General features: G+C 37.8%; 3 protein-coding genes. All 3 read left to right on the top strand.

The annotated features are described in order from the left end of the window. Positions 1–1091: bifunctional succinylornithine transaminase/acetylornithine transaminase (locus tag HUN22_RS15895; RefSeq protein ID WP_174731364.1), on the top strand; the 1091-nt coding region annotated here is incomplete at its 5' end. Further along, positions 1088–2182, top strand: a complete 1095-nt coding sequence (gene astA, locus HUN22_RS15900; RefSeq protein ID WP_174731368.1) for an arginine N-succinyltransferase — start codon at positions 1088–1090, stop codon at positions 2180–2182. The genes HUN22_RS15895 and astA, both read left to right, overlap by 4 nt. A 399-nt stretch (positions 2183–2581) precedes the next feature. Next, on the top strand, positions 2582–3951 hold a 1370-nt coding region (locus HUN22_RS15905; RefSeq protein WP_174731371.1), incomplete at its 3' end, for an amino acid permease.

Below are 3951 nucleotides of genomic sequence, written 5' to 3' on the forward strand. Positions count from 1 at the left end.
TTGCAGTAAACGCATTAGGTCATGCGCATCCAGTGGCAGTAAATGCTTTAACAGAACAAGCAACAAAACTTTGGCATGTAGGTAACGGTTATACAAATGAACCCGTTCTACGCCTTGCAAAACAACTCACTGAAAATACATTTGCCGATAAAGTATTCTTCTGTAATTCAGGTGCTGAAGCGAATGAAGCAGCATTAAAACTTGCGCGTAAAGTTGGACTCGACAGCGGTGTTGCAGGTAAAAGTGGCATTGTGGCATTTAACAATGCTTTCCATGGCCGTACTTTATTTACCGTTTCAGCAGGCGGCCAACCAAAATATTCACAAGACTTTGCACCACTTCCAAACGGTATTAGCCATGTTGCTTATAATGATTTAGAAGCGGCTAATGCAGTCATTAATGAACAAACATGTGCAGTCATTGTTGAGCCGATTCAAGGTGAAGGCGGTGTTATTCCTGCTGATATCGAATTTTTAAAAGGTTTACGTGCATTGTGTGATGAGTTTGGTGCATTGCTGATTTTTGATGAAGTGCAAACGGGTGTTGGTCGTACAGGTACACTTTATGCCTACATGAACTCTGGTGTTATTCCAGATGTATTAACCACTGCAAAAGCATTGGGCGGCGGTTTTCCAGTCGGTGCAATGTTAACAATAGATAAGTTTGCTCCGCATTTTTCAGTGGGTACACATGGCACGACTTATGGTGGTAACCCGCTAGCAAGTGCGGTTGCGGGTGCAGTATTTGAATTTATTAATACGCCCGAAGTGCTTAATGGTGTCAAAGAACGTCATGACTACTATAAAAACGCTTTAAATCAATTAAATGAGAAATATGAAATTTTTGAAACGATTCGTGGTGAAGGCTTACTGATTGGTTGTGCCTTAAAAGACAAATTTGCTGGTAAAGCAAAAGACATCAATAACCTTGCGGGCGAAGAAGGTTTATTGAGTCTTATTGCAGGTCCAAATGTTGTACGTTTTACACCGTCTTTGATTATTCCATTTGCTGATATTGATGAAGGCCTAAAACGCTTTGAACGTGCGCTTGCTCGCTTTGTGGAAATTCAAAAGGATGAACAAGCAGCATGATGATTATTCGCTACATCGAACCTAAAGATGTTAATGACCTTTACCTGTTGGCGCAAAAAGCAGGTTTTGGTTTGACATCTTTGCAGCCAAATATGGAAAAACTTGCTGCTCGTATTGAGCGGGCGTGTAAGACAGTCGCAGGCGAACTCCCAAAGGCAGATCAGGTTTACTTATTTGTTTTAGAAGATACTGAACTCAACAAAGTTGTCGGCGTTTGCGGAATTGAAGTTGCACTTGGTTTAAAAGAGCCTTGGTACAATTTCCATGTAGGAACCCAAGTTCACGCTTCAGAACCGTTAAGTGTTTATAACGCTTTACCGACTTTGTATTTGAGTAATGACCATACTAACTGTAGTGAGCTTTGTACTTTATTTTTAGACCCTGATTATCGCTTAAATAAAAATGGCAAATTTTTATCTAAAGTCCGTTTCTTATTTCTCTCAGCATTCCGTCAATATTTTGAAGAAACGATTGTTGCCGAAATGCGTGGATATTCTGACGCCAATGGGCAGTCACCATTTTGGAATGCGGTAGGTCATAAGTTTTTTAATATTGAATTTACCAAGGCTGATTATTTGAGTGGAGTGGGACAAAAGGCTTTTATTGCTGAGTTGATGCCAAGACATCCACTCTATGTCGATATGTTACCTGACGATGCTAAAGCCACGATTGGCATTGTGCACCCGAATACTCGACCAGCCTATAACCTGCTGCTTGAAGAGGGGCTACGTTATAAAGGCTATGTCGATATTTTTGATGGGGGCGCAACGCTGCAAGCGGATATCGAAAATTTACGGGCAATTAAAGAAAGTCAGTCTGTAGCGGTAGAAATCGAACAGCCTGAAAATATTGCTGTAGGGGATGAGTCTTACATTGTGGCAAATGATGATTATGAAAATTATCGTGCCATTCTTGTGTATAGCAAACCTCATCAAAACATATTGCAGTTAACGAAAGAACAAGCAAACCAATTAAATGTTGAAAATGGATCATTAGTTCGGATGCTAAGCGTTTATGTTAAACAAGTTGCGAGCCAAGAAGTGGTCAATAAACTCAAAGCCACAGAACATTTTCGAATGGCTGTTAATTAAGCGAAAATTACTATACATTTCACCAAATTTAAGAAGGAATAATATATTATCGCTAGCGCAAGATGAGTATATGGATAAATACAATCTTGCTCGCTGAGCTGAGATTAATTAGCCTGTTTTTTATATATTAAGGGTAAATAAGTAAAATATTAATTAATTTATATATTTTAATTATTTATTGAAAATGTATTGAGAAGAGCGGGCTAATATAATAATGAAGGAAAGGATTTATGATTAATTTTTATTGTTATAGGTAATAGCTTTTAAAAAGGAATTTATAAGGTTTTAAGTGGTTTAATAATATTTTTAAAATAGTTTAATGGACTAAATTAATAACCATATAATTTATTTATTATTAAAGCATTTACGACGGTTGCTATAAATTGGAGTAAATATTACATGAGTAAGAATAACGGAAAGCAATTTCTGGAAGGAGATCTTCTTGGTAGTCAACATATGACTGAGCAAGAAGAAGGGAAATTGCAGCGCTCATTAACCAATCGTCATATTCAGATGATCGCAATTGGTGGTGCAATTGGTACTGGATTATTTATGGGTTCCGGGAAAACATTAAGTGTTTCGGGTACTTCAATTGTTTTAACCTATTTAATTATTGGTTTCTTCTTTTTCTTCGTGATGCGGGCAATGGGTGAATTGTTGCTTGCGAACACTAATTTTAAAACCTTCGCCGATTTTGCAACTGCTTATCTCGGTCCGTGGGCGGGGTTTTTCCTTGGTTGGTCTTACTGGTGCAACTGGATTATTACTGCGATTGCCGATGTGATTGTGATCGGAGGGTACATGCAGTTTTGGTATCCCTATTTACCCGTCTGGATTCCAGCATTTACATCATTAGCCATCTTAACCATACTTAACTTTGTGGCCGTTCGATTGTTCGGTGAACTTGAGTTCTGGTTCTCACTCATCAAAATTACTGCAATTATTCTATTTATTCTGGCTGGTATTTACTTAATTAGTACTGGGTTTACTTCACCAAATGGCGTTAAGGCTTCAATGAGCCATTTGTTTGAAACAGAATCGATGTTTCCTTATGGTGTAACAGGTTTCTTAGCTGGCTTCCAAATTGCCATATTTGCATTTGTAGGCATTGAACTTGTTGGCACAACTGCTGCTGAAACCAAAGACCCGCATAAATCACTTCCAAAAGCAATTAACTCTATTCCTTTACGCATTTTATTATTCTACGTAGGCGCATTGGTTTGTATTATTGCGGTCACATCTTGGGCTAAGGTTTCACCAGAAAAAAGCCCATTTGTAGAAATGTTTACTTTAGTTGGGTTACCAATTGCAGCAGGTTTAATCAACTTTGTTGTTGCGACTTCGGCTTTATCTTCTGCAAATAGTGGAATCTTTGCAACTAGCCGGATGTTATATGGTCTAGCGTTAGATAATGATGCACCTAAAAGCTTTAGTAAGCTGTCAAAAAGCAAAGTTCCAATTCGAGGACTCATATTTTCAATGGCTTGCGTGACGGTGGGAACCTCTATTTTATTTATTGTTCCAAATGTTATGACCGCATTTACGATTATTTCAGCGCTCACTTCAATTTTATGTATTTTTACGTTTATGTTGATTGTGCTTTCATATATTTATTATCGTAAGAAAAGCCCTGAACTACACATCCAATCAAAATATAAAATGCCGGGTGGGTTATTTATGGCTTGGATGACCATGTTATTTTTAGTGTTTACTATCGTAATTTTGGCTTTGGATCATGATACTTTAATTGCACTTGAGTGCTCACCAAT

Source organism: Acinetobacter lactucae (genome assembly GCF_013344765.1).
Taxonomy (GTDB): Bacteria; Pseudomonadota; Gammaproteobacteria; order Pseudomonadales; family Moraxellaceae; genus Acinetobacter; species Acinetobacter lactucae_A.